Source organism: Caballeronia sp. LZ029 (assembly GCF_031451275.1).
Taxonomy (GTDB): Bacteria; Pseudomonadota; Gammaproteobacteria; order Burkholderiales; family Burkholderiaceae; genus Caballeronia; species Caballeronia jiangsuensis.
In genome coordinates this window covers 401,025-423,281 of sequence record NZ_JARUXO010000002.1, presented here as the reverse complement: position 1 = coordinate 423,281, position 22,257 = coordinate 401,025, and the positions used below count along the sequence as shown (strand labels likewise).

Genomic DNA, 22,257 nt, shown 5'->3' with positions numbered 1-22,257 from the left:
TCAACGCACGCGTTGGAATGATGCATCGCCGGAGCTTCGATGCGCCGCGCCGCAATACTGATTCGCCGCGCACTGTTGCAGCGTTTCGGCGAATCGCTCCAGCGCCGATACCGACCCGCATACGCTCCGATATTCCTCGTGGCCGATTCTGCCATCGAGAATGATCGTCAGCCCCGATGCGCGCGCCATGTCGATGATGTCCATTTCGATTCCCCTTTCCGTGTGGCTTCATCTACAAGATCGTGCGCACGCGCCGGTTATTCCCCGGCCGGACGGATTCGGATGAAATAGCACGGTGGGGCGCGTTCGAACGCCCGGACATCGAGCCTACGCGTTGGCGCCGCCATCGACGGTCAATGTTGCGCCGGTGATGTAGCTCGCATTGGCGCTCGCAAGGAAAACCACGGCTTGCGCGATGTCCTCGCCTTTTCCGTACTCACCGGTGGCCGTCAGCGACTTCAATGTCGGCCCGAACGGACCATCGACGGGATTCATGTCCGTATTGATCGAGCCGGGCTGCACCAGGTTCGCCGTGATCCCTTGCGGGCCGAGTTCTCTTGCGAGGCCCTGCGTGAACGCAACGAGCGCGGACTTGGAAGCGGAGTAGACGCCGAGCATCGAGGCAGGCACACGGTCGGCAAAATAGCTGCCGATCGAGATGATGCGTCCACCGGCCCCGAGATGAGGAATCGCGGCTTTTGCGGCGAGGATCGGTCCGCGTACGTTCACGTCGAGCGTCGCGTCGATGTCTTCGATGGAAATGTCTTTGACATCGCCCATCCGAAGTATGCCGGCGTTGTTGATCAGAATATCGAGGCCACCGAGCGCTTCGACCGTCTTCCGCACGGACGCCTCGATCGCGGATGCATCGGCGCTATCGGCCTGGATCGCGATACCGCGGCGACCCTCCGCTTCGATCGCCTTCACGACATGCGCGGCCTGCTCCGACGACTTTTCATACGTGATCGCGACATCCGCGCCGGCAAGCGCCAAAGCCTTCGCGATCGAAGCGCCGATACCGCGGCTTGCTCCGGTGACCAGAGCGCGTTTTCCTTGAAGCATCATGACAACCTCCATTACGTGTCGATGAGTAAAGAGTTCAAACGGTTTGGTGAGTCAGATGAAAAGCTGCTGAATTTCGGCGTACGGCAAGGGTTGGTCGGCGAGCGCTTCGGAGCGGCCGTGCGCCAGAAAGTCGGCGGCCATCGCCTTCGTTCTGCCGAGCACGACTTGCGCGATGCCGCTGCCCGCGCTGAGCCGACGCACCCCGAGCTTTCCGAGCGTCGCTGCATCGGGCAGGCCGGGAAGCGCCATCACGTTCAAAGGCAACCGGATCGCGCCGACGATCGTCTCGATGTCCGACGGCCGCACGAGCGCCGGAAGGAAAAGACCATCCGCGCCAGCCGACGCATAGAGATTGCCGCGGGCAATCGCCTCCTGCGGCTGTTTCGCTTGCTCGACGAGACTGGCAAGAAAGACGTCGCTGCGCGCGTTGACGAAGAGGTCCACGCCCGCCTTCGCGACGGCACGCTTGATCGCCTCGATCTTCGCGGCCAGAAGCGACGCAGCGTCCGGGCCGTCTTCGATGTTGATGCCGGCAATGCCGAGATCGACCAGTCGCATGACATGGTCCGCGACGGCTTCGGGCGTGTCGGCGTAGCCGTTTTCGACATCGACCGACAAGGGCACCTTCAGAACACGCACGATGCGCCGCACCGAGGCGACGACTTCATCGAACGGAAGCATGCGTCCGTCGGGGTAACCCAGCGCCCACGCAAAGCCCGCGCTCGTCGTGGCGATGGCGGACGCGCCCTGCACCTCGATGAGACGGGCGCTGCCGGCATCCCACGCGTTTGGCAGAAGGAGCGGTGTCGAATTCTCATGTAAGCGGCGGAATGTGCTTGTGTTGGACATGGCTGTTTCCTCGAGTCTCGAATGAATGGGAAGAAGTGCGGTCGCCGGACTCAGGCTGCGACCGCGGCTTTGGATCCCGCGAACGATGCGATGCGGCGCGTCGCAAGCTCGGAGACGAGAATCGCGATCACGACGGGAACGGCGGACAGATAGCCCAGGTTGTGACCGCCGACGATCGGGATCGCGGCAGCGCCCAGCGTGCCCGCGATGGATACGCCCACATACGTCGCCGACGTGTTGAGACCGACCAGCACTGCGGTCATCGGCGGATTCAGGCTCGCGAGGCGGAACTGTTGCGGCACCAGCACGCCCCATGCACATGCACCCCAGATCGTCACCGCGATGGCCGCGCTCCAGAGGTGTGCGCTCGTGATCGGCATGGTGAAGACGACGAGTGCGACGATGGCCAGCTTGATCCGCACGACCTTGTGCGAACCGATCCGGTCGAGGATGCGTCCTGTCAGCAGGTTCGAGAACGTCCCGGCCAGCCCCCACAGCACCAGCAGTGCGCCGAGCACCGTGACGTTGTGGCCGGTCGCACGGTCGAACACGACGGAGAAGTAGCTGAAGATGATGAAGGTGCCGATCTGGGCCAGCACGGTCGTCGCGAGCGTCAGTCCTACGCGCGAATCGGTCAGCGGAGACAGACGTGCGCGAAGCGAGACGGCTGGCGGCAGCGGCACGTCGGGCAAAAACGCGAGGATGCCGGCGAAGGCCGCCGCACCGAGCGCGGCGACGAGAACCAGCGTCCAGTGCCAGCCCGCGAAGCCGCCGATCACCGCGCCGATAGGCGAGCCGAGCGCGGTAGCGGTGGTCAGCCCCGCCACGATGATCGACAGCGCATAGCCGCGGCGCTCCGGCGGCACGAGCGCCGCGCCGGTTCCGCTGGCCGCCGGCGAGAACATCGCCGCGCCGAGGCCCGCGAAGGCCCGCGTAGCCAGTGCGATGCCGAGGTTCGGCGCCACGATGGTGCCGAGATTGGCCAGCACGAAAAGGCCGATGCCGGTGAGCAGCAGACGCTTGCGTCCGACGTTCGCGGCAAGCGCGGCGATGGTCGGACCCAGCAGCGCGTAGCTGATTGCATAGACGCTGATCAATTGCCCCGCCGCACCGATGCTCACGTCGAACGACTTGGCGATTTCGGGCAGGATGCCCGCGAAAACGAAACTGTCGGTGCCCAGCGCGAACATGCCGAGCGAAAGTGTCAATAGGCGACGATCCATGTCAACCTCTCCTGAAGGATTGCGAATTGCGTTGCGTGACGAAACTATAGGGAAGCCAGCGGGATCGCACTACCGATCGGAAGTGGGAAGCTGTTCACCGTAAAGTGGCGAAGTGCCCGGTTGTTTTCCGACGGCGTGCGATCGGGCGATAAGCCGGGCTAGTTCTTCGCGGCCATCTGTTGCTGCGGCGCATCCCATCCGCCGCCGAGCGCGCGGAACGTTCTCACCGCGGCGCGTGCAACGTCCGCCTTCGTCGCGTCGAGATCGTCGCGCGATGCGAGCAGTTGCCGGTCGGCGTCGAGCACATCGGTGAGCGTGATCGAACCCGCGCGATACGCTTTCTCCGATAAGTCTCGCGTTCGCGTCAAGGCATCGACTTCCTGCTGAATCTCCTGTGCGCGAAGCTCCGTTTGCGAGAGCGTCATGAACGCGTCCTCGACATCTTCGGTCGCCTTGAGCGCCGCCTCGCGATACTGCGCCAACGCCTCCGCGTATGCGCCGCGCGCGCTTTTCACTTCGGCGTCCACCTTGCCGAAATCGAACAGACGCCAGCGCAGCGCGCCCGTGCCGATCGGCTGGAACGCCTTCGCGCTCAGGAGATGACTGGCCGAAGTGCTGTCGAATCCCAGCGCGCCGGCGAGCGAAATCTTCGGGTAGTACTCGGCAAGCGCCACGCCGATCCCTTCGTTCGATGCCGCCAGATGCCGCTCCGCCGCGATGATGTCGGGACGTCGTCGCAGGACATCGAGCGGGGTATCGGCGCTGCCGATCGCCGGCGCGTCGGGAATGGCGCCGGCGTGCGCACCGAGTTCCGCCGCATACGTGCCGGGCTGCGCGCCCAACAGCACATCGAGCCGATTCAACTGCGCTTCGAGCGATATCCGAAGGCTCGGCACGGTCGCGCGCGCCTGACGCAACAGCGCTTCGGCCTGAGCCACCTCGCGTTCATCGGACGCACCGGCCTGCTTGCGCGCTTTCACGAGCGCCAGCAGACGCGCATCCGTGTCCACCTGGTCCTGCGTGACGGCGAGCCGCGCCTGCAGACCGCGGATTTGCAGATAGGCGTCGGCGGCGTCGGCCGCGACCGACACGCGTGTGCCGAGTTGAGCGGCTTCGGCGGCTTGCTCTTCGTCCGTGGCTGCCGCGTGGGCGCGTCGCAGGCCGCCCGCCAGATCGATTTCCCAGCTTGCCGTCGCGCCTGCGACATACTCTTTCTGATCGCGGCTGTAGTTTGGAAACGCACTTGCAAGCGTGCCGAGCGGACTCTGCACGCTCTGGTGCTGCGCCGAAAACGACGCGTTGGCATCGACGGTCGGAAGCAACTGCGCACCCGCCGCCTGCGCCGCCGCACGCGATTGCGCGACGCGCGCTATCGCGGCCTGAATGCTCAGGTTCTGAGCGAGCGCGCGTTGCACGACCTGGACCAGTTCCGGATCGTCGAAGCCGGTCCACCAGTTGTCGAGACTCGGCGCGGGCAGCGTGGCTGGCCGCTCGGCGACGACCTGCGCGTTATGAAACGGCGTCATGTGCGTTTCGGGTTCGACGTAGTTCGGTCCGACTGCGCACGCCGCGAGAAACGCGCTGACGAAGAGACTGCCCGCGATCGCTTTCGAAGTCCTGGCCAGGAGCGAGTTCATTTCACTTCTCCGCTATTGAGTTTGCGCGGCAAGGCACGCGTGTTCCGAATGCCGAGCTTGCGCACGAACGCATAGAACGCCGGTGTGAAGGCGAGACCGAAGAGGGTCACGCCGAGCATGCCGAAGAAGACCGTCGTTCCGAGCGACTGCCGCATTTCCGAGCCCGCGCCATCGGCGATGGCAAGCGGCGCCACGCCGGCGATAAAGGCGAACGACGTCATCAGGATCGGCCGCAACCGGACGTGAGCCGCGTGCGTGGCGGCGTCCTCCGCGCCGACGCCGTCTTCTTCCTGACGCTGCTTGGCGAACTCCACGATCAGAATCGCGTTCTTGGCCGCCAGTCCCACGAGCACCACGAAACCGATCTGCGCAAGAATGTCGATCGGCATGCCGCGCACATTCAGCCCGATCGATGCCGCGAGCAGACACATCGGCACGATCAGCACGATCGCGAGCGGCGTCTTCCAGCTTTCGTACTGCGCAGCCAGCACGAGGAACACGAACAGCGCGGAAGCGGCGAAGATCACGAGCGGCGACATGGTCTGCTCTTTCTGCTGATGAGCCAGGTCGGTCCATTCGTATGTGATGCCGTTCGGCAGCACCTGCTGGGCGAGTTGCTCCATGCGTTCGATCGCATCGCCCGACGAGAAGCCAGGGCCTGCCGCGCCCATGATTTCCGCCGCGGGATACAGGTTGTAGCGCGGCACGCGATACGGCTGCGTGTCGTTGCGGAACGTCGCCACGCTGCTGATCGGCACCATGTCGCCCGACGCGTTGCGAACCTTGAGCCGTCCGATGTCTTCCGGCGTGCGGCGGAAGGCTTCATCGCCCTGAACGCGCACCTGATACGTGCGTCCCATGAAGTTGAAGTCGTTCACGTACTGCGAGCCGAGGTACAGCTCCATCGTCGAAAACACGTCCGTTGGCGTGAGCCCGATCTTTTCCGCCTTGAGGCGATCGACGTCCGCATAGACCGACGGCGCGCCGGCGTTATAGAGCGTGAACACGCCGCCGAAGGTCTTGTCCTTGTTGGCCGCCGCCACGAGCGCGTGCGCCGCGTCGGCGAGCGCCTGCGGGCCGAGTCCGCCGCGATCTTCGAGCATCAGCTTGAAGCCGCCCGCCGCGCCGAGCCCTTGCACCGGCGGCGGATTCACCACCACGACGACCGCGTCCTTGACGCCGGCCACGCGCTTGCGGAGTTCGACCAGCATCGACGCCGCGCTGACGCCGGGCACATGCTTGCCGTACAGCGAAGGCAAACCGTAGAAGAGCGTTCCGACATTCGGCGCGATGGTGCCGGTCGTAACGTCGAAGCCGGACACGGGCGACGTGTGTGTGACGCCCTTGAGTCCGGGTGCGTCGAGCACGATGTCGTTGATCTCGCGAATCACCTTGTCGGTGCGCTCCAGACTGGAGCCGGGCGGAAGGAACGCGATCACCGCCTGATAGCCGATGTCCTGTTCCGGAATGAACCCCGTGGGCATTCTCGACATTTGCAGGCCGGTCGCCGCGATGAGGCCGGCATAGACGATCAGCATCACGGTCGTTGCGCGCACCGCGCGGCCCGTGATCTTTCCGTATCGGGACGACAGCCATTCGAACGACGCGTTGAAGCGGCCGAAAACGGCATGATGCAGGCGGCCCAGCGCGGTCGAACCGCCGTGCGACTTCTCCATCTCGTGCGGCTTGAGCAGCACGGCACAGAGAGCCGGGCTGAGCGTAAGCGACACGAAGCACGAGATGACCGTGGACGCCGCGATGGTGATCGCGAACTGCTTGAAGAACAGCCCCGAAATGCCGGACATCAGCGCGGTCGGCCCGAACACCGCGCACAAGGTCAGCGCGATGGCGATGATGGCGGTCGAGACTTCGTTCATCGTCCGATGCGCGGCTTCGCGTGGCGTCATGCCGAGCGCCATGTTGCGCTCCACGTTCTCTACCACCACGATCGCATCGTCCACGACGATCCCGACCGCCAGCACCAGTCCGAACAGGGAGAGGTTGTTGATCGACGCGCCGAACAGCGACAGGATGGCGAACGTCCCGACCAGCGACACCGGGATCGCGACCACCGGAATGATCGTCGCGCGCCAGTTCTGCAGGAACAGATAGACCACGCCGACCACCAGCAGAATCGCGATGCCGATCGTCTTGGCGACTTCGTGGATCGATTGCGAGACGAACGTGGTCGGATCGTAGATCCTGATGTAATCGACGCCGGGAGGAAAGCTCTTTTTCAGCTCGGCCATCTTGGCCCAGACGTCGTGTTCGACCTGCACGACGTTCGCGTCCGGCGTCGCTATCACGAACCACGGCGTGGCCGCATAGCGGTCGGCATACGCCTTCGAGCCGTAGTCCACCGAGCCGAGTTCGACGCGGCCGATATCGCGAATCCGCGTGACGCGTCCTTGCGCATCCGACTTCACGATTACATCGCCGAACTGCTCGGCGGTGCTGAGACGGCCCAGCGCCTCGATGTTGATCTGATACGCGCCCGTGCCGCTGTTCGATACCGGCGGCTGATTGAGCACGCCCGCCGATACGGCCGCGTTCTGCGCGCGAAGCGCGGCGAGGATCTCGCCCGCGCTAATGCGATATGAAGCGGCCTTGTCGGGATCGATCCAGATGCGCATCGCGTACTGCCGCTCGCCGAACAACTGGAAGTCCGACACGCCGGGCAAACGCGCAATCTGGTCGCGAACCTTGAGCATATAGTTCGACAGATACTCGGGACTTCGCGAACCATCCGGCGAATACACATGAACGCCGAGCAGCAGCGCCTGAATCGTTTTCTTCACCTGCACGCCCTGCAATTGCACGTCGGCGGGCAGGCGCGAGAGCGTGTCTTCCACCCGGCTGCGCGTGAGCAGAAGGGCAGTGTCCGGATTCGTGCCGACCTTGAAGATCACCGTGATCGTCAATTGACCATTGCTCGTCGACTGGCTCGAGATGTAATCCATGTTCTCGACGCCGTTGATGGACTGCTCTAGCGGCGTCGCGACCGTGCGCGCGATCGTATCGGCCGATGCGCCGGGATACGAAGTCGTGATTTGAATCGTCGTCGGGACGATGTTCGGATACTGAGCCACCGGCAGCTTGATCATGGTCGCGAGACCGATCAGCAGGACGAATATGTTGAGCACCGCGGCAAAGCGCGGATGCTCGATGAAGAAGTGAGTCAGCTTCATGATTTGGCTCCTTCGGCCACTTGCTCCGCCGAGAACTCGATGCTTCCCGCGCGCGGCGAAATCTTCGAACCGGGATGAACGGACGGAATGCCGTCGATCACGACACGGTCGGTCGGCGCAAGCCCGGAGCGGATCACCCGCAGCCCGCCGCGAAGATCGCCGATCTGCACTTTTCTCGGCTTGGCAACGTCGTCCGCATCGACGACATACACGATGTGGTCCGTCTGATCGTCGAGCACGGCGGCATCGGGCACGAGCAGCGCCGGTTGCGGCGCGGTCGTGGCGAGGCGGACGCGAGCGAAGCCGCCGGGCGTCAACGACAGATCGCGATTCGAGATCGTCGCGCGCGCATGGATCGTCCCGCTCGAACGGTCGAGCGTGTTGTCGATGAAATCGAGCGTGCCGACGCGCGTGAATCCGCTGTCGCCGGTGGGCGAAATGTTCACGGCGTCGGCCAGCGGTCCTTGCCGGCTGCCGCGCGAACGCTGGAACGCGGCGTAGTCGTTTTCGCTGATGTCGAAATCCAGGTAGATCGGATCGAGTGAAACGATGGTGGCGAGCAATGTCGTCGGCCCGCTGCCGGCGCGGCTGCCGGACACCAGATTGCCCTTCGACACGAGATGCGTGCCGATACGCCCGGTGAACGGCGCCGCGATCCTGCAGCGATCCAGATCGAAGCGTGCGTCGCGCACCAACGCGTTCGCGTTGTCCACCGCCGCCTGCGCCGCGCGCTGTTCGGCCACGCGCTGATCGACGTTTTCGACGGTTCCCGCTTCCGCGCGTTGCAGTTCTTGCGCGCGGGCGAGCTGGCGCGTCGCGAGCGCGAGCCGCGCATTGGCGGATTCGAGTTCGGCCGCAGCTCCGCTCAGCTTGATCCGATACGGTTCCGGGTCGATCTCGAAGAGCGGATCGCCCTGATGAACGATGTCGCCGTCCTTGAAGTAGATCTGCGTCAGCGTGCCGCCCACCTGCGCACGCAGTTCCACGCGATTCACCGCTGAAAACTGGCCGAGAAACCCGAGCCGGCCTTCGATATCGCGCTGCAACGGCGCGCTTATCGTCACCGATGGCGGCGGGGGCGCGGCAGCCGGCGCGGCACCGGACCCGTGCAGATGGAACGCCGTCGCGGCCACGGCGACGATCATCAGGCCGGCCACGCCTTTACCGATCCATCGAACCGGACCGGAGTTCGCCGCGATGTCCGGAGCATCGACTCGCATCTCGGCCTGATCAATTTGATTATCCATGGCAATCCTAAGTGTGTTTGATGGCTAGGCGATGTCGAGGCGTATCCAGAGCGACAGCGTTAGCGATCTGAAGGAGGCAGCGGCATCGGGCAACGTCCCGTCGATGACTGCCGGATAAGTTTCGTGACGCAACTATAGGCAAGACCGTTGCGGCACGGTACTGGCCGAAACCGGGAAGCTGTTCCCCGCGGAATGGTTAAGTTGCGTCATGAAACTTGGGTTAGGATGGGCGCCATCATGTATAGAAAACGCTTCGACGAAATGGATTGCTCGATCGCCCGCGCCCTCGATGAGGTCGGCGAGTGGTGGACGCTGCTGATCGTGCGTGAGTGCACGCAGGGCAGCAGCCGCTTCGACGAATTCCAGAGCGGGCTCGGCATCGCCCGAAATGTTCTGACGGCGCGGCTCGAACGCTTGATCGAACTGGGGATTCTCGAACGCTTCCCGATCGCGGACCGCGCGAATACGTTCGGCTACCGGCTGACGTCGAAAGGATCGGACTTATATCCGGTGCTGGTCGCGCTCATGCAATGGGGCGATAAATGGCTCAGGCCGAACGGCAAGCCGCCTATCGAACTGGTCGAACATGCGAGCGGAAAGCGCGTCGAGACCGTGGAGGTTCGCGGACCGGGCAGGCAGGCGCTGAGCTATCGGGACGTTCGCTTCGCCGCCGGTCCCGGCGCGACGGAGAAGACGCGGGATGTCATCGAGAATCGCAATGATCGGGTGCTCGGCGAGCGGGGCGAGGAATCGTGAAGTTGCCGTGAGACTCAGCGCCGCTTCTGCTTGCCGAATCGCGACAGGGATTCCCTGAGCCGGGGCACGGCGAAGTCGATGAAATGCCGCAGCTTGATGGCCATGAGGTTCCTGGACACGTGAACCAGATGAACGGGTACGGGATCGATTTCGAACTGCGATAGCAGTACTTCGATCTGTCCGCTGCGGAGCGCTTCATCGGCGTCGTGTTCGAACACGTAGGTGATGCCCGTGTCGGCCGCTGCGGCGCTGACGGCGGCATCGGGCGATGTGACTTCGAGCCGGGGCTTCACTTCCAGCACGTAGACCTTGTGCGTTGCGGGCAGCCGGAAGCGCCACGGCGACAGATACGGGCTATTGAAGACGACGCACGAATATTTCACGAGTTCGTCGGGCTCGCGCGGCGGCGTGTGCCTTGCGAGAAAGGCCGGACTCGCGCACAGGATCGGCCGCAATGCGCCGACGCGCGTGGCGATCATATTGCTGTCGGGCAATTCGCCGATACGCACGGCGAGATCGGCGTGAGAATCGATGAGATCGATGTTCCGGTCGGAGAGAAGGAGTCGAACGGTGATGTCCGGATACTGCGCGAGGAACTGGTTGATGACCGGTAACACATGCAGGCGGCCGAGTTGCACGGGCGCTGTGACGACCAGTTCGCCTCTTGCGGTCGCAAACTCGCCCGTGGCTTCGTGCTCCTGTTCGCGCACGAGTTCGAGGATGCGCCGCGCCGCCGCGACGTATGCCATGCCTGCATCGGTCAACGTGAGTTTGCGCGTGGTGCGGATGAGCAGCCGGCTTCCGAGCATCTCTTCGAGATCGGCGACCTTGCGGGTGAGCGTGCTGACAGGAATTTTCAGTTCGCGGGCCGCCGCCGACAGGCTTCCCCCGTCCACCGCGGTCACCAGCATTTCCATGGCTTCGAGTCGGTCCACCGCATTCGCTCACGTGGAATAAGGTCGCAGTATTGTAGGGGAAGTGGCTTGCGAAGGCTCGAAGCCGAAAGCATGTTTCTCTGGAGATCGACAATGTACGCACAGGCCATCGCGCAATGCGTGGAAGCAGTCAGAACGATGGAAACGTATCTCGACAAGGCCGAGCGCTTCGCGAGCGCGAAGAAGTTCGATGCCGCCATTCTTCTATCGACGCGGCTCGCTCCCGACATGGCGCCGTTGCTCTATCAGATACAAAGCGCCTGCGACTATCTCAAGGGCGGAGCAGCGTGGCTGTCGGGGCAACAGCCTCCGCGACATGAAGATGACGAGCGAACGCTCGAAGAAGCGCGTGCGCGAATCCGCAAGACGATCGACTTCGTGGAAAGCGTGGCGATCGGGCGTTACGCGGACGCGGCGAATCAGGTCGTGAAAGTGTCGTGGGTGCCCGGCAAGCTGACCGGGGAAAACTATCTGCTGCAAATCGTGATTCCGAACGTCTACTTCCACGTTTCAATGGCCTACGCGATTCTGCGTGCAAATGGCGTCGATCTCGTGAAGATGGACTTCATCGGCCCGGTCGATTCGTTCGATGCCTGAATGGCGCGGCGGCGCGGGAGCCGGGACCTTTCCCGGCTTGAACGCATCACCCCGCCAGTAGCCCGGTCGCCAGTTCGCGCAGGCGCGCGCCGACAAAGCGCGCTGCTTTCGAAAGCGGGCGCTGCCGGGTGAAGCCGAGCGCGATCGTCCGCTTGATGGCCGGGCGCTCGATGCGCGCCGCAGCGAGACGGCCGGTTCTCTGTTCTTCCCGCACCGCCAGTTCGGGAAGAATGGTGAATGCGCCGCCGCTCGCCGCGACTTCTTTCATTGCGATCAGCGTATCGACTTCCATCACGATGTTCAGCGACGTGCCGCTCTCGCGCGCGACGTGATCGAGCATCGCGCGCAAACCGTTCGGCGCGGCAGGAAGCACGAGCCGCAAACCCGCGAGCTTCCGGAAGGCGATCGCCTGACTTCGAAAGACGTCGTGCCGCGGATCGCCGACGAGAAACGTATCAACGATGCCGAGCACGTCCTCGTGCCGCCCTTGCGCCGGGCCATACCGGTTGACGACGATCATGTCGAGCCGGCCATTGCCGAGCTGCTCGTCGAGCGTGCCGCTGAATCCTTCCGCGACATGCAGTTTCACGGCGGGCGCTTTCTCGCTGATGTCCGCGAACAGGAGCGGCAGCAATTGCGGCGCGAGCGACGGCAGCAGGCCGATATGCACCGTGCCCGACAGCGCGCCCGCCGATTCCTTGACCGCCACCTCCAGACGCTCCGCCTGATTCAGCAGCAACGCGACTTCCGGCTGCACGCGCCGGCCGAACTCCGTGAGCATCACGCCGCGGCCCGTGCGCTCGAACAGCCGGTCGCCCCATTCTTCCTCCAGTTGCGTGAGATTGCGGCTGACGAGCGATTGCGCGACGCCCAGCGCCTGCGCCGCCCGCGAGATCGAGCCGAGTTCGGCCACGACCAGGAAAGTCTCAAGCTGCTTGAGGTTCATGGTTTCACAAAAGTCGATATCTGATATAGCCAATCTAACACTTCCTGATGGCGTCCGGCGCACGTAGCCTGTCGATCATGCAATCCTGATCGATGAAAACGACATGCTTACGAGACGAAACGACATCCTTCACGCGCCGGCGGCGGCGTTGTGGAATCCGGCATCGGTGGCGGTCATCGGTGCGTCGGACAATCCGAACAAGGTCGGCGGACGCCCGATCCATTACATGCGCCGCTACGGGTTCGGCGGGCGCATCCTGCCCGTCAATCCGCAGCGCGCCGAGGTGCAGGGTCTGCCGTGTTTCGCGAGCCTCGCCGATCTGCCGGAAGTGCCCGAGGCGGCGATCGTCGCGGTGTCGGGCGATGCCGCCAGCGCCGCGATCCGTGCGTGCGCGGACATGGGCGTGCGCGTCGCGATCGTCATGGCGTCGGGATTCGCGGAAACCGGCGAGGACGGCCGGGCGTTGCAGGACGAGCTCGTGCGCTACGCCCGTGCGGCCGGCATGCGCATCGTCGGGCCGAACGCGCAGGGCATCGCGAATTTCGCGAGCGGCGCGGTGCTCAACTTCAGCACGATGTTCATGGAAGTCGAGCCGCAGGACGGGCCGATCGCCATCGTGAGCCAGAGCGGCGCGGCGAGCGTGATGCCTTACGTGCTGTTGCGCGAGCGCGGCCTCGGCGTGCGCTATCTCGCGGCCACGGGCAACGACGCCGATCTCGGCGTATCCGATCTGGCGATGAGCGTGGCATCGGATGAATCGATCCGGCTGATTCTCGTGTACGTCGAATCGCTGTCGCAGCCCGCGATGCTCGCCGAAGCCGCGCGCATCGCACGGCAGCGGGGCGCGCACGTCGTGTTGCTCAAGGGCGGCAGCAGCACGCTGGGCGCGGCCGCGGCGGCGTCGCATACGGGCGCGCTCGCGGGCCTCGACGCCGCGCTCGATGCGTTTCTCGACAGACACGGCATTGTGCGTGCCCGCGACGTCCACGAACTCGTGAACGCGGCCTCGCTGTTCGTGCGCGGCTTTCCGGTGCGCGAAGGCCGCACGGTCGTGATGAGCCACAGCGGCGCGGTCGGCGTGCTGTGCGCGGATGCGGCCGAGCGCGTGGGCTTGCCGCTCGCGGGCTTGTCGGCGGCGACGATCGAGGCGCTCACGCGAATTCTTCCCGGCTTCGCGACGGCGGGCAATCCGCTCGATCTGACCGCCTCGCTGCTCGGCAACGGCGCGCTGTTCTCGCAAGTGCTCGACGTGCTCGGCAACGATCCGCAAGCCGACATGTTCGCGATCGGCGTGCCGGTGGCCGGTCCCGGCTACGACGTGCCCGAGCTTGCGCGCACGGCGGCGCGGTTCATGGCGACGCATCGCAAGCCGCTCGTCGTCACCGCGCCGCAGCGCTCGGTCCGCGCTGAGTTCGACGCGTGCGGCGTGCCGACCTACACCGGCGAAACCGATGCGATCCACGCGCTCTGGCAGTACGCGCGCAGCGAGCGCATGCGCGGCGCGCCGCCGGCGTTTGCGCTGCCGCCCGCCGAAGCGGACGCCCCGCACGGCCTGCTCGACGAAGCCGCGAGCCTGAGCCTGCTGCAACGCTACGGCGTGCCGGTCGTCGATCACGCGGTGTGCGCGGACGCGGACGAAGCCGCGGCGCTTGCGAACGCGTTCGGCGAAAAAGTCGTCGTGAAAGGCTGCGCCGCCGAGATTCCGCACAAGAGCGAGCACGGCCTCGTGCACATCGGCGTCGGCGCGGGCGACTCGCGTGCGGCCGCCGTTGCGTGCCTCGCACGTCTGAAGTCGCTCGATGTCGGCGCGCCGCGCGTCGTCGTTGCACGCATGGCGCGCGGGCTGCACGAATTCATGCTCGGCGTGACGGTCGATCCGGTGCTCGGTCCGATTGTCGTGATCGGCGAGGGCGGCACGCTCGTGGAAGTGCGCGGCGATGTCGTGTCGCTGCTCGCGCCGTTCACCGCGGATGACGCGCTCGCGGCCATGCGCCGTTTGCGTATCGCGCCGCTGATCGATGGCTATCGCGGCCAGCCCGCGCTCGATGCCGACGCGCTCGCGCATGCCGCCGTCGCGCTCGGCAACTTCGCGATCGCCTATCGCACCTCGCTCGTGTCCGTGGACATGAATCCCGTCATGGTGATGGCGCGCGGCGAAGGTGTCGTCGTCGTGGATGCGGTCGTTCAGTTCGGGGAGCGCGCATGAGCGAAGTCCTTTGCGATATTCACGACGGCGTTGCGCTCGTCACGCTGAACCGCCCTGCGAAACTCAATGCGGTGAATCAGGCGCTGCGCGCATCGCTGATCGACACGCTCGCGCATCTGAACGGCGACGCAGCCGTGCGAGCGATCGTGCTGACCGGCGCGGGCGAGCGCGCGTTCTGCGCGGGTCAGGATCTCGAAGAAGCGGCCAGCGTCGATATCGCGCGCATTCCTGCGTGGCTCGACAATCAGCGCGCGATGTATCAGGCGGTGCGCAATCTCGACAAACCGTGCATCGCCGCTTTGAACGGCGTCGCGGCCGGCGCGGGATTCCAGATCGCGCTGTGCGCGGACTGGCGCATCGCGGCGATGAACGCGCGTATCGGGCAACCCGAGGTGAAGGCGGGGCTGGCGAGCATCGTCGGATCGTATCTGATGACGCTGCATGTCGGCATGACGCACAACGTGCAGATGTCGCTGTCCGGCGATCTGATCGATGCGCGGCGCGCGTATGAAATCGGCCTCGTGACGGAACTCGCGGAGCAATCGAGCGTGCTTGGCGTGTCGCTCGAACGCGCGACGAAACTCGCAAGACTTCCGCCGCACGCGATCAGGCTTTCCAAACAACGTATGCGCGCGATGACGCAGCCCGGCTTCGATGCCGCCTGCGCCGCGGGCATCGAAGCGCAAACCGAATGCTATGCGCAGGGCGAGCCGCAAGCGGCCATGCGCGCGTTTCTCAGGAGTTCGACGACATGATCCACTACAACCAGCATCTGATCGATGGCGACATGCGCACTGCAACGAGCGCGGCCACGACGACCATCCACGATTCCACGACGGAAGCGCCGATTGCGAGCGTGGCGCACGGCAGCGCGTCCGAAGTCGATGCCGCAGTCGTTGCGGCGCGCAAGGCGTTTCCGCACTGGGCGAACACGTCGGTCGATGAACGCGCGAGCTATCTGCGCGCCATCGCCGATGCGCTCGAAGCCCGTTCCGATCGCATGGCCGACGCCGTCGTCGCCGAAGTCGGCATGCCGCTCAAGCTCGCGCGACGCATCCAGGTGCAGGCGCCGATCGCGGCGTGGCGCACGGCGGCGTCGCTGGCTGCGGATGCGCTCGCGCAAATACGCGTCGCGCATTCGGTGATCACGAAGGAACCAGCCGGCGTCGTCGCCGCGATCACGCCGTGGAATTATCCGCTGCATCAGATCACGGCGAAGCTGGCGGCCGCGCTCGCCGCTGGCTGTTGCGTGGTGCTGAAGCCATCGGAACTGGCGCCGGGCGTCGTCGGCGCATTGTGCGATGCCGTGCTCGAAGCGCGGCTGCCACGCGGCGTGCTGAATATCGTCCACGGCGATCGCGCGACCGGAGCAGCGCTCGTCGCGCATCCGGGCGTCGACATGGTCTCGTTCACGGGATCGACGGCCGCCGGCAAACAGATCGCAGCGACCGCCGGCGCGGAACTCAAGCGCGTGGCGCTCGAACTCGGCGGCAAGTCGGCGAGCATCGCGCTGCCCGACGCGGATCAGGCGATGGTCGTGAAGCACGCGCTGTCCTCGTGCATGCTCAACTCGGGGCAGACATGCAGCGCGATCACGCGGCTCATCGTGCCCGAAGCGCAGTATGCGGCGTATCGCGAGCAGCTTCGGCAAGGTGTCGCGAAGCTGCGCGTCGGCGATCCGCGCGATGCCGATTCGCGCATCGGGCCGCTCGTCTCGGCGGAACATCGGCGGCGCGTGCAGGCGTATATCGCGCGCGCCGAACAGGCAGGTCATGACGATATCGCCATCGACGTGAAGCCGGATGTTCCGCAGCGAGGCTATTTCGTCGCGCCGGCGATCTTCGGCCGCGTGCCGATCGGCGCGGAACTCGCGCAGGAAGAAGTCTTCGGTCCGGTGCTCGCGGTGCAGACGTATTCGACCGAAGACGAAGCCGTCGCGCTCGCCAACGGCACGGCGTACGGACTCGCGGGCGCGGTATGGAGCGCATCGGCGGAACATGCGCAACGCGTCGCGCGACGCATGAGGGCAGGCCAGATCGATATCAACGGCGCGCCGTTCAACGCGCTCGCACCATTCGGCGGCTTCGGGGCGTCGGGCATCGGACGCGAGGGCGGCGCGTTCGGCATCGAGGAATTCGTCGAGCTTCGCGCCATTCAACTCGCGCAATGACATGATTCAGGAGAATACGAAGATGGATCAGCAAATCGACATCACCCGCGCGGGCGCGCGTGAGCAGGTCGCGGTCGTATCGTTCAATCGTCCGGACAAGATGAATGCATTGACCAAAGTTATGGAAGCGCAATTGCGCGACGCCTTCGATACGCTAGACCGGAACGACGCCGTGCGCGCCATTGTGTTGACGGGCAACGGGCGCGCGTTCTGCGCGGGCATGGACATCGCCGAACTCGAAGTCCTGCCGCCCGAAGACATTCGCGCGGCAGAATGGATGCGTCCCTACGACATGAACCGCCGCGCCGATTTTCAAAGCCGCTATTCGTATTTCATGGGCGTGAAGAAGCCGGTCACCAGTGCGATCAACGGCGCGGCCGCCGGGCTCGGCCTCGTGTTCGCGCTCTACAGCGATATCCGTTTCGCCAGTGACAAGGCCATTTTTTCGACGGCGTTCGCGAAGCGCGGATTGATCGCCGAGCATGGCATCGCGTGGATGCTGCCGCGCGTCGTCGGGCCGGGCCATGCGGCCGATATGCTTTACTCCGCGCGCAAGGTGAGCGCGGACGAAGCGCTCGCGATGCGTCTTGTCGAGCGCATCATCCCGCACGACGATCTGCTTGCCGAAGCGATCGCCTACGCCGACGATCTCGCGACCAACGTCTCGCCGCGCTCGATCCGCATCATGAAGCAGCAGCTTGGCGAGGCGCCGTTTCAGACGCTCGGCGAAGCCATCAAGCTGGCGAATCGCGAGATGTTCTACAGCATCCAGAGCGAGGATTTCACGGAAGGCGTGGCGCATTTCATCGAACGTCGTCCGGCTCGATTCACCGGCGCCTGAACGCGAACATCCGACACGATCATGGCCGACAGAGCCAACCAAGGAGACACGAAAATGGATCTGGACCTGAACGCGGGCACGCTGCCCGCAGAAAACACGCGCTCGGGCGATGCCGTCTTTCGCAAGATCGCGTGGCGCTTCATGCCGTTGCTGTTCATCTGCTACGTGGTGGCGTATCTGGATCGCGTGAACGTCGGCTTCGCCAAGCTGACGATGCTGAACGATCTCGGTTTCAGCGATGCCGCGTATGGCATCGGCGCGGGCATCTTCTTCATCGGCTATTTTATGGCGGAGGTGCCGAGCAATCTGATCCTGCATCGCGTGGGTGCGCGGCGCTGGATCGGACGCATCATGGTGACGTGGGCGATCATGTCGGCGGCGATGGCGTGGACGCACTCGACCACGCAGTTCTATGTGTTGCGCTTTCTGCTGGGTGTCGCCGAAGCCGGATTCCTGCCGGGCATTCTGCTCTATCTGAGCCAGTGGTTTCCGGCGCATCGGCGCGGCAGGATGGTGGCGATACTGATGGCGGGCAACCCTGTGTCGGGCATCATCGGCGGCGCAGTCTCCGGTTACATTCTTCACGCGATGAACGGCTGGCACGGCATGGCCGCGTGGCAATGGCTGTTTCTTCTGGAAGCCGCACCCGCCGCGTTGCTCGGGCTCGTGGTGTACTTCTTTCTGACCGACAAGGTCGCCGATGCGCGCTGGCTCGATGCCGGCGAACGCGCCGTCGCGAGCGCCGAGATCGCAGCCGATGCGGCCTCACGCACGCACACCTCGATTCGCTACGGCCTCACGGGCGGCCGCGTCTGGCTGCTGTGCGCGATCCTCTTTTTCATCGTCATGGGCACGAGCACGATCGGCTTCTTTCAGCCGACGATCATCCGTAACTCAGGCGTGAAGGACCCGCTGATGATCGGGCTGCTCGCGACGATTCCCTATCTTGCCGCGCTCATCGGCATGATCTACGCGGGACGCAGTTCGGACCGCATGCGCGAGCGCCGCTGGCATGCGGTCGTGCCCGTGCTGCTCTCGGTTCCCGGCTTCCTGCTGTGTGCGTTCGGCGGCCACGAACCGCTGATCGCGATGATCGGCCTCACCATCGCGACCGCGAGCATCATCACATCGCTGCCGATGTTCTGGGCGCTGCCTTCGTCGTTTCTCGGCGGCGCGGGTGCGGCGGCGGGCATTGCGCTGATCAATTCGACCGGCAACCTCGCGAGCTTCGTCGGGCCGGCTTTGCTCGGGTGGCTGCATGGAACGACGCATTCGCTCGCCGTCGGGCTGATGGTCGTATCGGGCTGCCTGCTGATCGCGTCGATGATGATTCTGCGTTGGGTTCCGGCGGATGCGGTGAACCGTTGAGGGCGCCTGTCGTTCATTGCTGGATGTGATGCTGCATGGCGGCCGCAAGGTCAGTATCCGGAAACTTTGCAAGTAACGATGCCGCGCGCCGCGCCAACGTGGCTTCCGCCAGCCACGGATAACTCAGCGAGTCCTGCAACTCCTGAAGCTTCACCGCGCCCGGATCGTCGATCACGTCCATGCGCTCGATGGCGATATGCAGCCCGGCGATTCGCCCGGACCCATCGGCCATGCGCGCGATGCGCCACCTGTACGTGCCCTTGCCGAGCCGCAGCGCTTCATTGTCCTTCTGCCGCATCGCGACGAGCCACGGCATCGTGCAGATGCCGTCGCCATCCGGTTCGGGCGCGGTGCAGACGTAGTACGTGCGGCACCGGTCGAACCGTTCGCCGAAATCGGCGACGAGCGTCTTCGCGATCGCGGATGCGCCGCTCACGCTGCGGGGAAAATCGATTGCATCGGTTGCGATCGAAAACGTCAGCTCGGCATCGCCGGCGAAGCAATCGAAGATCAACGCCGGCTGGTTCTCGTCCTTTGCACGGATATAGCATTCCAGAAGCGAGCGCACGGAAGACGTCGAAATTGCAGGGTTCATGGCTGAATCTCGTTTGTTAAGCTTTGCCGTATAATTACCTTTAAAAGGTAACTGCATTAGCATACGGGAGTTTGAGTGTCATGCCGAAACAGATCGACGAATCCGCTCTGACGATTACCAATCCAGCGTGCCTCGTCGACGGGACAGACACGGAATTCCGCCATCTGATCAATGGTCTCCTGCCGTTCGCGGCGCGGCTCTTGTCCGTGCGCGACGGCTTCGGCACGCTCATCGGCCTGACCGGCATCCAGTATTCGCTGCTCGTCTCCGTGTCCCATCTCTCGCACGGCGAGTCGGTCACGGTGAACCGGCTCGCGGACCATCTGCATTTGAGCGGGGCGTTCGTCACCATCGAAACGGGCAAGCTCAAGAAGCTCGGCTATATCGACAAGCGCTCGGACCCGCACGACAAGCGCAAGATGCGCCTGACGGTCACATCGAACGGCGTGAAGCTGCTTCGCGAACTGGCCGCGACGCAGCAGCACATCAACAACGTGCTGTTCGAAGGCGTGACGAAGACCGAATTCAGGGCGCTGTGCTCGGTTGTCGACAGGCTCGTCGCCAATGGCGACCGCGCGACGCTCGATCTGTCGCATCTGATTGCGCGACAGGAAAAGTCGTAACCGCGCGGCGCACGGCATGACTAGTGCGCGGCCCATTGAATCGAGTTCGGATCGACGCCCTCGAGATGCATGTCCCACAGCGGGCTCAACGCGCGCAGCCGGATGACGGTCTCCTGAACCTGCCGGATCACCTGGTCCACTTCCGCTTCGGTCGTGAAGCGGCCGAGCGTGAAGCGAATCGAGCTGTGCGCCAGTTCATCGCTGCGTCCGAGCGCGCGCAATACGTATGAGGGTTCCAGCGACGCCGACGTACACGCCGACCCCGACGACACCGCGACACCCTTGATGCCCATGATGAGCGACTCGCCTTCGACGAACGCGAAGCTGACGTTCAGATTGTGCGCGATACGCTGTGTCAGATCGCCGTTCACATAGACTTCATCCAGTTCCAGAAGCCCCGCAAGCAGCCGGTCGCGCAACGCGCCGATGCGCCGGCTTTCCGCTTCCATCTCTTCCTTCGCGAGCCGAAACGCCTCGCCCATGCCGACGATCTGATGCGTCGGCAGCGTGCCCGAGCGCATGCCGCGTTCGTGTCCGCCGCCGTGCATCTGCGCCTCGATGCGCACGCGCGGCCTGCGCCGCACATACAGCGCGCCGATGCCTTTCGGGCCATAGACCTTATGCGCGGTCACCGTCAGCAGATCGACGTTGAGCGCAGCGACGTCGATATCGATCTTGCCCGCCGCCTGCACCGCATCGCAATGAAACACGATGCCTTGCTCCCGGCACATCGCGCCGATTTCAGCGACCGGCTGTATCACACCGGTTTCGTTGTTGACCATCATGACCGACACGAGGACCGTATCGGCGCGCAATGCCGCGCGTAACACGGCGATGTCGAGCAGTCCGTCGTGCCCGACATCCAGATACGTGACGTCGAACCCGTGCCGCTCCAGTTCGCGGCACGTATCGAGCACGGCCTTGTGCTCGGTTTTCACCGTCACGATGTGACGGCCGCGTCCCTTGTAGAAGTGCGCCGCGCCCTTGATCGCGAGATTGTTTCCTTCGGTCGCGCCCGAAGTCCAGACGATTTCCCGCGGGTCCGCGCGCAGCAGACCGGCGACATGCCGGCGCGCATCCTCCACTGCTTCTTCCGCTTCCCAGCCGTAGGCGTGGCTGCGCGAAGCGGGATTGCCGAAGCGCTCGTAAAGGTACGGAATCATTTTCTCGACCACGCGCGGATCGACCGGCGTCGTCGCGCTGTAGTCCATGTAGACGGGACGTGCAGTCATTGATCGTGTTCCCTCGTAATGGAAGTTGGCCGCAGTGTAGCCCGGACGCTCGCGTCTTCGGGTCAACACCCATTCATCGAGTAGGGTTGTCTTTCATACAAAGCTTTTTAGACGAGGGTAAACGATAGCTTGAACAGCCCGTTCTGTTGTCATGTAATAAAAGCTAGGAAACAAAGCTAAACAAAAACGCTTTGTTGGGTTCGATGAAGGCGTCGCGAGCAGCGGCGCGAAGGAGAACGAGATGAAGGACAGCATCGTAAGGCCGGGCAGCGATCCGGAAACGCAGCGTCAGTTCCGGTCCGCATTGTCCATGTTCGCCACGGGCGTCGCGGTCATCACGGCGCCGAGAGATGAGGGCGCGCCGATCGGCATGACGGTCGCATCGTTCAATTCGGTGTCGCTCGATCCGCCGCTGATTCTGTTTTCGGTGGACCGCCGCAGTCTGAGCCTCGCCGATCTGTGCGTGGCGAACAGCTACGCGGTCAACGTGCTCGAAGAATCGCAGCAGGACATGTCGAATCGCTTCGCGAAAGCCAACGGCGACAAGTGGGGCTGGCGCGATGCCGCCACGAACCCGTGCCGCGAACCGGTCCTGCTTCCCGACACGCTCGCGACCTTCGAATGCGAGCCCTACGCGCAATACGACGGCGGCGATCACGTGATCTTCGTCGGCCGCGTGATTCGTCATCGAACACGCTCGCAAGGACGTCCGCTCATTTTTTTCGGCGGCCGCTATCACACGCTCAACGGCGTTCAAGCAGCGTCGGCCTGAAACGGCG

Annotated in this window: 20 protein-coding genes; 9 read left to right on the top strand and 11 right to left on the bottom strand. The window is 64.3% G+C overall.

Annotated features, from left to right (window positions below):
• The 7 genes from QCE73_RS16920 to QCE73_RS16890 all read right to left on the bottom strand — a co-directional run bounded on the left by QCE73_RS16920 (position 1) and on the right by QCE73_RS16890 (position 9,209).
• Positions 1 to 204: a hypothetical protein gene (locus QCE73_RS16920; RefSeq protein WP_309882489.1), complete on the bottom strand. Its 204-nt coding sequence runs from the start codon at positions 202 to 204 to the stop codon at positions 1 to 3.
• A 123-nt stretch (positions 205 to 327) separates the two neighbouring features.
• The gene (locus QCE73_RS16915) at positions 328 to 1,065 is read right to left on the bottom strand and encodes an SDR family oxidoreductase (RefSeq protein ID WP_309882487.1); all 738 of its coding nucleotides are present in this window, start codon (positions 1,063 to 1,065) and stop codon (positions 328 to 330) included.
• 51 nt (positions 1,066 to 1,116) lie between these two features.
• Entirely contained in the window at positions 1,117 to 1,914 is a 798-nt protein-coding gene (locus tag QCE73_RS16910; protein ID WP_309882485.1) for an isocitrate lyase/phosphoenolpyruvate mutase family protein, read from the bottom strand.
• Positions 1,915 to 1,964: 50 nt separating this feature from the next.
• Positions 1,965 to 3,137, bottom strand: a complete 1,173-nt coding sequence (locus QCE73_RS16905; RefSeq protein ID WP_309882483.1) for an MFS transporter — start codon at positions 3,135 to 3,137, stop codon at positions 1,965 to 1,967.
• Positions 3,138 to 3,295: 158 nt separating this feature from the next.
• Positions 3,296 to 4,774 (bottom strand): efflux transporter outer membrane subunit, encoded by a 1,479-nt coding sequence (locus tag QCE73_RS16900; RefSeq protein ID WP_309882481.1) that lies wholly within the window; start codon positions 4,772 to 4,774, stop codon positions 3,296 to 3,298.
• Positions 4,771 to 7,962, bottom strand: coding sequence for an efflux RND transporter permease subunit (locus QCE73_RS16895; RefSeq protein ID WP_309882479.1), 3,192 nt, complete (start codon positions 7,960 to 7,962; stop codon positions 4,771 to 4,773). The genes QCE73_RS16900 and QCE73_RS16895 overlap by 4 nt, the downstream gene beginning before the upstream one ends.
• Complete coding sequence (locus QCE73_RS16890; protein ID WP_309882477.1) at positions 7,959 to 9,209, bottom strand: efflux RND transporter periplasmic adaptor subunit; 1,251 nt, start codon at positions 9,207 to 9,209, stop codon at positions 7,959 to 7,961. The genes QCE73_RS16895 and QCE73_RS16890 overlap by 4 nt, the downstream gene beginning before the upstream one ends.
• A 237-nt stretch (positions 9,210 to 9,446) precedes the next feature.
• On the opposite strand from QCE73_RS16890, the gene QCE73_RS16885 reads away from it, so the two are divergent.
• A complete protein-coding gene (locus QCE73_RS16885; RefSeq protein ID WP_309882476.1) occupies positions 9,447 to 9,965 on the top strand; it encodes a helix-turn-helix domain-containing protein in 519 nt (172 codons plus the stop codon).
• A gap of 14 nt (positions 9,966 to 9,979) precedes the next feature.
• Here the strand turns inward: QCE73_RS16885 and QCE73_RS16880 are convergent, their stop codons facing one another.
• On the bottom strand, positions 9,980 to 10,882 hold the full coding sequence (locus QCE73_RS16880; RefSeq protein ID WP_309882475.1) for a LysR family transcriptional regulator: 903 nt from the start codon (positions 10,880 to 10,882) through the stop codon (positions 9,980 to 9,982).
• Positions 10,883 to 10,993: 111 nt separating this feature from the next.
• Between QCE73_RS16880 and QCE73_RS16875 the strand changes: the two genes are divergently transcribed.
• Positions 10,994 to 11,497, top strand: a complete 504-nt coding sequence (locus tag QCE73_RS16875; RefSeq protein ID WP_309882473.1) for a DUF1993 domain-containing protein — start codon at positions 10,994 to 10,996, stop codon at positions 11,495 to 11,497.
• A 46-nt stretch (positions 11,498 to 11,543) separates the two neighbouring features.
• Here QCE73_RS16875 and QCE73_RS16870 read toward each other — a convergent pair whose 3' ends face one another.
• Positions 11,544 to 12,443, bottom strand: a complete 900-nt coding sequence (locus QCE73_RS16870; RefSeq protein ID WP_309882471.1) for a LysR family transcriptional regulator — start codon at positions 12,441 to 12,443, stop codon at positions 11,544 to 11,546.
• A gap of 103 nt (positions 12,444 to 12,546) precedes the next feature.
• Here QCE73_RS16870 and QCE73_RS16865 point away from each other — a divergent pair, with 103 nt between their 5' ends.
• Genes QCE73_RS16865 through QCE73_RS16845 form a run of 5 tightly spaced genes read left to right on the top strand, consistent with a single transcriptional unit; the run spans position 12,547 to position 19,028 of the window.
• Entirely contained in the window at positions 12,547 to 14,649 is a 2,103-nt protein-coding gene (locus QCE73_RS16865) for an acetate--CoA ligase family protein (protein ID WP_309882470.1), read from the top strand.
• Positions 14,646 to 15,404, top strand: a complete 759-nt coding sequence (locus tag QCE73_RS16860; protein ID WP_309882468.1) for an enoyl-CoA hydratase/isomerase family protein — start codon at positions 14,646 to 14,648, stop codon at positions 15,402 to 15,404. Before QCE73_RS16865 ends, QCE73_RS16860 begins: the two co-directional genes overlap by 4 nt.
• Entirely contained in the window at positions 15,401 to 16,819 is a 1,419-nt protein-coding gene (locus QCE73_RS16855; RefSeq protein WP_309882466.1) for an aldehyde dehydrogenase family protein, read from the top strand. Before QCE73_RS16860 ends, QCE73_RS16855 begins: the two co-directional genes overlap by 4 nt.
• A gap of 22 nt (positions 16,820 to 16,841) precedes the next feature.
• Positions 16,842 to 17,660, top strand: coding sequence for an enoyl-CoA hydratase (locus tag QCE73_RS16850; RefSeq protein ID WP_309882465.1), 819 nt, complete (start codon positions 16,842 to 16,844; stop codon positions 17,658 to 17,660).
• A gap of 54 nt (positions 17,661 to 17,714) precedes the next feature.
• Positions 17,715 to 19,028, top strand: coding sequence for an MFS transporter (locus QCE73_RS16845; RefSeq protein WP_309882464.1), 1,314 nt, complete (start codon positions 17,715 to 17,717; stop codon positions 19,026 to 19,028).
• Positions 19,029 to 19,041: 13 nt separating this feature from the next.
• Here QCE73_RS16845 and QCE73_RS16840 read toward each other — a convergent pair whose 3' ends face one another.
• On the bottom strand, positions 19,042 to 19,623 hold the full coding sequence (locus QCE73_RS16840; protein WP_309882462.1) for a hypothetical protein: 582 nt from the start codon (positions 19,621 to 19,623) through the stop codon (positions 19,042 to 19,044).
• A gap of 80 nt (positions 19,624 to 19,703) precedes the next feature.
• On the opposite strand from QCE73_RS16840, the gene QCE73_RS16835 reads away from it, so the two are divergent.
• The gene (locus QCE73_RS16835) at positions 19,704 to 20,246 is read left to right on the top strand and encodes a MarR family winged helix-turn-helix transcriptional regulator (protein WP_035499001.1); all 543 of its coding nucleotides are present in this window, start codon (positions 19,704 to 19,706) and stop codon (positions 20,244 to 20,246) included.
• 20 nt (positions 20,247 to 20,266) lie between these two features.
• On the opposite strand, the gene QCE73_RS16830 is transcribed toward QCE73_RS16835, so the two are convergent.
• Positions 20,267 to 21,478 (bottom strand): IscS subfamily cysteine desulfurase, encoded by a 1,212-nt coding sequence (locus QCE73_RS16830; protein ID WP_309882460.1) that lies wholly within the window; start codon positions 21,476 to 21,478, stop codon positions 20,267 to 20,269.
• Between the two features lie 241 nt (positions 21,479 to 21,719).
• Between QCE73_RS16830 and QCE73_RS16825 the strand changes: the two genes are divergently transcribed.
• Complete coding sequence (locus QCE73_RS16825; RefSeq protein ID WP_309882458.1) at positions 21,720 to 22,250, top strand: flavin reductase family protein; 531 nt, start codon at positions 21,720 to 21,722, stop codon at positions 22,248 to 22,250.
• The last annotated feature ends 7 nt before the right edge of the window (positions 22,251 to 22,257 follow it).